This window comes from Pseudoroseomonas ludipueritiae (genome assembly GCF_014490445.1).
In the GTDB taxonomy this organism is placed as follows: domain Bacteria; phylum Pseudomonadota; class Alphaproteobacteria; order Acetobacterales; family Acetobacteraceae; genus Pseudoroseomonas; species Pseudoroseomonas ludipueritiae.
Map to the genome: position 1 here is coordinate 1 of NZ_JACTUZ010000232.1, position 4,757 is coordinate 4,757.

General features: G+C 73.0%; 6 protein-coding genes. 2 read left to right on the plus strand and 4 right to left on the minus strand.

What is annotated here, in order from left to right; translation table 11 throughout:
- From IBL25_RS24470 to hpnA, 4 genes are all read right to left on the minus strand, one after another.
- Positions 1-699, minus strand: a 699-nt coding sequence (locus IBL25_RS24470) for a squalene/phytoene synthase family protein (RefSeq protein WP_187781076.1), incomplete at its 3' end; no start/stop codon positions are given.
- Positions 696-1,574, minus strand: coding sequence for a squalene synthase HpnC (hpnC, locus tag IBL25_RS24475; protein ID WP_187781077.1), 879 nt, complete (start codon positions 1,572-1,574; stop codon positions 696-698). The genes IBL25_RS24470 and hpnC, both read right to left, overlap by 4 nt.
- A complete protein-coding gene (locus tag IBL25_RS24480) occupies positions 1,571-2,707 on the minus strand; it encodes a glycosyltransferase (protein ID WP_187781078.1) in 1,137 nt (378 codons plus the stop codon). The genes hpnC and IBL25_RS24480 overlap by 4 nt, the downstream gene beginning before the upstream one ends.
- Positions 2,704-3,723 carry a hopanoid-associated sugar epimerase gene (gene hpnA, locus IBL25_RS24485; RefSeq protein WP_238940643.1) on the minus strand — a complete coding sequence of 340 codons (1,020 nt, stop codon included), beginning with the start codon at positions 3,721-3,723 and terminating at the stop codon, positions 2,704-2,706. Before hpnA ends, IBL25_RS24480 begins: the two co-directional genes overlap by 4 nt.
- A gap of 269 nt (positions 3,724-3,992) precedes the next feature.
- Between hpnA and IBL25_RS24490 the strand changes: the two genes are divergently transcribed.
- Both IBL25_RS24490 and IBL25_RS24495 read left to right on the plus strand, forming a co-directional pair.
- The gene (locus tag IBL25_RS24490; protein ID WP_255722684.1) at positions 3,993-4,541 is read left to right on the plus strand and encodes a sigma-70 family RNA polymerase sigma factor; all 549 of its coding nucleotides are present in this window, start codon (positions 3,993-3,995) and stop codon (positions 4,539-4,541) included.
- The coding region (locus IBL25_RS24495) for an anti-sigma factor family protein (protein ID WP_202986881.1) at positions 4,525-4,757 on the plus strand (233 nt) is incomplete at its 3' end. The genes IBL25_RS24490 and IBL25_RS24495, both read left to right, overlap by 17 nt.

Below are 4,757 nucleotides of genomic sequence, written 5' to 3' on the forward strand. Positions count from 1 at the left end.
GCGCGGGCGGCTGGCCAGCAGCCGGTCGGCGGCGGCGAAATGCGCCAGGGCGCGGGGGGCCAGCGCGCGGCAGGCGGAATCCACGCGCGGGTCGGCCACCACGGCCAGCGGATCGTCGCTGGCGATGCCGGCGGCCTCCAGCACTTCGCGCGGCAGGTAGAGGCGGCCGATGCCGGCATCCTCGTCCAGGTCGCGCAGGATGTTGGTCAGTTGCAGCGCGCGGCCCAGTTCATGGGCCAGCGCCAGGCCCGGCGCTTCCTCCATGCCGAAGACGCGCACGGAAAGCCGCCCCACCGCGCTGGCCACGCGGTCGCAGTAGAGATCCAGCGTGGCGAGGCCGGGCGCCTGGATATCGGCGGCCACGTCCATCGCCATGCCGTCGATCACCGCCAGGAAATCGGCGTGGCGCAGGCCGAAGTCCCGCACCGGCCCGGCCAGGAAGGCGGCGCGGCCGGCGGGCTGCCCGGCGTAGAGCGCGGCGAGGTCGGCGCGCCAGCTTTCCAGCTCCTGCGCCCGGATGGGGCGGGGGCGGGTGCCGTCGTCGGCGATGTCGTCCACCAGCCGGCAGAAGGCATAGATGGCGAACATCGCCTCGCGCTCGGCGCGCGGCATCAGCCGCATGGCGGTGTAGAAGGAACTGCCGGAAACCTGCGCCTGCAGATTCACCGCCTGGGGCGCGAGAAGGGTGTCGGTGGTCATCCCGGAGTGCCGATTGCCTGCGGCCGGAATATCCGCCCCAGCCGCCCCACGGCAACGCCCGCGGCGCCACCCAAGGCGATGCTCAACGCCTCCACCGGCCGGTGGTGCACGCGCTGGGAGAGCGGGTCCCGCCGCATCAGCCGCCGGGTCAGGCTTTCCGCCAGGGCCTGGATGACGCCCACTTCCAGCGCCAGCCGCCGGTCCGCGATCTGCCCGGCAAAGCGGCGGGACTGCGCCAGCAGGGCTTCTGTCTGTTCCGCCAGTTCCGTGATGACGGCGCGCAGGGCCGGGGAGGCCTGCACGGCGCCCAGCGCCTCCACGCCGATGCCATGGGCGCCGAGCCGGTCCAGCGGGATATAGACGCGGTCCAGCGCGCGGAAATCCTTGGCGCAGTCCTGCAGGTGGTTGATCACCTGCAAGGCGGCGCAAAGCGCGTCATTGGCCGCCCAGGTGGCGCGGGATTCGCCATGCAGGTCCAGCACGAAGCGCCCGACCGGGGCGGCGGAATAGCGGCAGTAGTCCATCAGCTCCGCCCAATCGGCGTAGCGCGTCTGGGTCACGTCGCGGCGGAAGGCTTCCAGCAGGTCCAGCGCGTGCTGGTCGGTCAGGCCGCGCGCGTCCAGCGCCCGGCGCAGCGCGGCGCCCTCGGCATTGGCGGCGGGGTCGGCGCGCAGCCCGGCTTCCATGCGGGCCAGTTGCGCCAGTTTTTCCTCCGGCGCGGCGGTCTCGTGGTCGGCCACGTCGTCGGCGGCGCGGGCGAAGCGGTAGAAGGCCAGGATGGTGGGGCGCAGTTCCGGCCGCACCAGACGGGAGGCGACGGGGAAATTCTCGTCCTTGTCGCCCTTGCCGGACGCGAACGTGCTGGAATCGCTCATGCCTCACCCGCCATGGCCTGCGCCCGGCCCTTCCACATGCCGCCCTTGCCCCGCCAGACCTGCACCGCCGATTGCAGCGTGAAGAGCGTATAGGCCGCGCCGATGGCCGGCAGCGCCAGCCCCCAGAGCGGCGAGACCCGGTAGAAGCGCAGCATCGGCTGGAAGGCCATGGCCATCAGCAGCCAGGCTGCGGCACCCGCCGCCTGGGCGGCGCCATGGCCGAAAAGCGCCAGGGCGGGGGGGAGAAGATAGGTCAGCACCATGCCCAGTACCGTGCCCGCCAGCAGCAGCGGCGAATAGCCCAGTTGCGCATAAGCGGAGCGCGAGACCATGCGGCCGATCTCCCGCACGCTGCCATAGGGGCGCAGGCTGCGGGCGCGGCGGGTCAGGCCCAGCCAGACCGGCCCCTGCGCCTTCATCCGCCGCCCCAGGGCGCAGTCGTCGATGATTTCCGCGCGGATGGAGGCCATGCCGCCCGCCGCCTCCAGCGCCGCGCGGCGCACCAGCATGCAGCCGCCGGCCGCCGCCGCCATACGCCGGTCCCGCCGCGCCACCCAGCGGAAGGGGTAGAGCATCTGGAAGAAGAACACGAAGGCCGGGATCAGGAAGCGCTCCGCCCGCGTGGCGCAGGAGAGTTCGGCCATCAGCGTCACCATGGCATGCCGGCCCTGCTCGGCGCGGCTGACCAGGGCGCGCAGGTTCTCCGGCGCATGGCCGATATCGGCATCGGTCAGCAGGATGTATTCGGGCGCCGATTCGCCCGCCCGCGCCACGCCCTGCTGCTGCGCCCAGAGCTTGCCGGTCCAGCCCGCGGGCAGCGGCGCGCCGGGCAGCACCTCCAGCCGCGGGTCGGTGCCGGCGGCGGCGGCGGTGCCGTCGGTGCTGCCGTCATCCACCAGCACGACGCGGAAGGGGCCGGGGTAATCCTGTTGCAGCAGGCTGCCGACCGATCGCGCGATCACATCCGCCTCGTCCCGCGCCGGCACCACGGCCACCACGCTGGGCCAATGGGCGGGGGCAGGGGGCGTGTCACGGTCGTCGCGCTCCCGCGCCAACCAGAAGCCGCCGCGCGCCAGCACCAGCACCAGCCAGATCAACAGCGAAACGAGGCCCAGCCCCAGCCAGAGGCTCATGGCAGGTAGCCCGCGCCCCGGAACCAGCCCAGCGCATCCGCCACGCCCTGGGCATAGGGGCGGGCGCGGTAGCCCAGTTCCCGCTCCGCCTTGGCGGAGGTGAAGAACATGCGGTGGCGCGCCAGGCGCAGCCCGTCCAGCGTCAGCATCGGCTCGCGCCCGGTGAAGCGGGCCGCCGCCTCGGCACCCCAGGCCAGCGGGAAGAGCAGCCTGCGGGGCAGCCTGGTGGTGGGGATGCGGCGGCCGGTCAGGCGCGCGACCTCCGCCAGGAAATCCTGCAGGGAAGCATTCTGGCCGCCCAGGATGTAGCGCTGGCCGACCCGCCCATGCTCGAAAGCCAGCAGGTGGCCGGCGGCGATGTCATCCACGTGAGCAAAATTCAGCCCGGTCTCCACGAAGGCCGGCATCTTGCCGCGCGCCGCGTCCAGGATGATGCGCCCGGTAGGGGTGGGCCGGATGTCGCGCGGCCCGATGGGGGTGGAGGGGTTCACGATCACCGCAGGCAAGCGGTCGCGGTTGATCATGTCCTCCACCGCGCGTTCGGCGAGGGTCTTGGAACGCTTGTAGGTGCCGATGGCGCCGGCTGGGTCCTGCGGCGCCGTCTCGTCCACCAGGGCGGTGGCGCCGGACACCTTCAGGGTGGCGACGCTGCTGGTATAGACGATGCGCTCCACCCCTTCCGCCATCGCCTCCCGCATCAGGTTGCGGGTGCCGTCCAGGTTGGTGCGCAGGATGGCCTGCGGGTCCGGCGCCCAGAGCCGGTAATCCGCCGCCACATGGAACAGGTAGCGCACCCCGTGCAGCGCCGGGCGCAGGGAAGCGGCATTAGTCAGGTCCCCCTGCGCGATCTCGCAATCCAGGCCCTTGAGGTTGTTGCGCGGGCTGCTGGGGCGCAGCAGGGCGCGCACCCGCAGCCCGCGCGCCAGCAGCGCCCGCGTCACCGCCGAGCCCAGGAAGCCCGAGGCGCCGGTGACCAGCACGAGGTCCCCCACCCGCAGCGGATGCGCCGGCATCATGGGCGGGCGGCGCCCTGGCCGTCTTGGATCGATGCAGCGGACATGGGGCCACCTCCTCTTGCCAGCGGGCGGGCCGCCAGCCGGCGGGTGCCGCCCCTCCGGCGCCGTCCGGGGCCTGGCGCCGGCTGGTCTCCCGCCCCCTCCGATACGGCAGGCAAGGGCCGGCGTCCAATCCCCTTCCGGAAGCCGCGCGGCTTGGTGGCGCGGCGGGCGGGCGTTATTTTGCCGCCGGGCGGGAAGAAACCGCCCGGCGGCTTCGTATGGGCAGCATGAGCTTCGGCTGGAGATCCTTTGATGTCACCGCGCACCTGGCGCCCATGGGCCGCTATGCGCGCGCGCTGACGCGCCACGCGGAGGATGCGGAGGACCTGGTGCATACCGCGCTGCTGCGCGCCTATGAGCGCCGGGCCACCTTCCGGCGCGGCGAGAACCTGCGCACCTGGCTCTTCGCCGTTCTGCACAACAGCTTCATCGACGGCTGGCGGCACCGCCGCGCCGAGGACGCGCGCATCGCGGCGGTGGGCCGCCTGGCCGCGCCGCATGCCGAGCCCGGACAGGACCATGCGCTGCACCTGCGCGAGATCTTCGAGGCCTATCTCTCCCTGCCGGAGCCGCAGCGCGCCGCCTTCCACCTTGTGGCGCTGGAAGGCCTCTCCTATGCCGAGGCGGCGGAGATCCTGGATGTCCCCGCCGGCACCGTGATGTCGCGGCTCAGCCGTGCCCGGGAGATGCTGCGGCGGATGGACGCGGGCGAGGCCCAGCCCGCCCGGCCGCCGCAACTGCGTGTGGTGGGAGGATCGCATGACCCGAAAGCCTGATTCCCCCGGCGAGATGGAGATCGATGCCTATCTGAACGACCAGCTCGACCTCCCCGGCCGCATCGCGGTGGAGGAGGCGCTGGCCCGCAACCCCGCCCTGGCCGCGCGGGTGATGGACGACCTGCGCATCCGCGATGCCCTGCGCGCCGCCCTGGACCAGCCGCCGGAAGCGCCGGGCGCGCGCACGGTGCTGGCGGCGCGGCGGTTGCAGCGCGG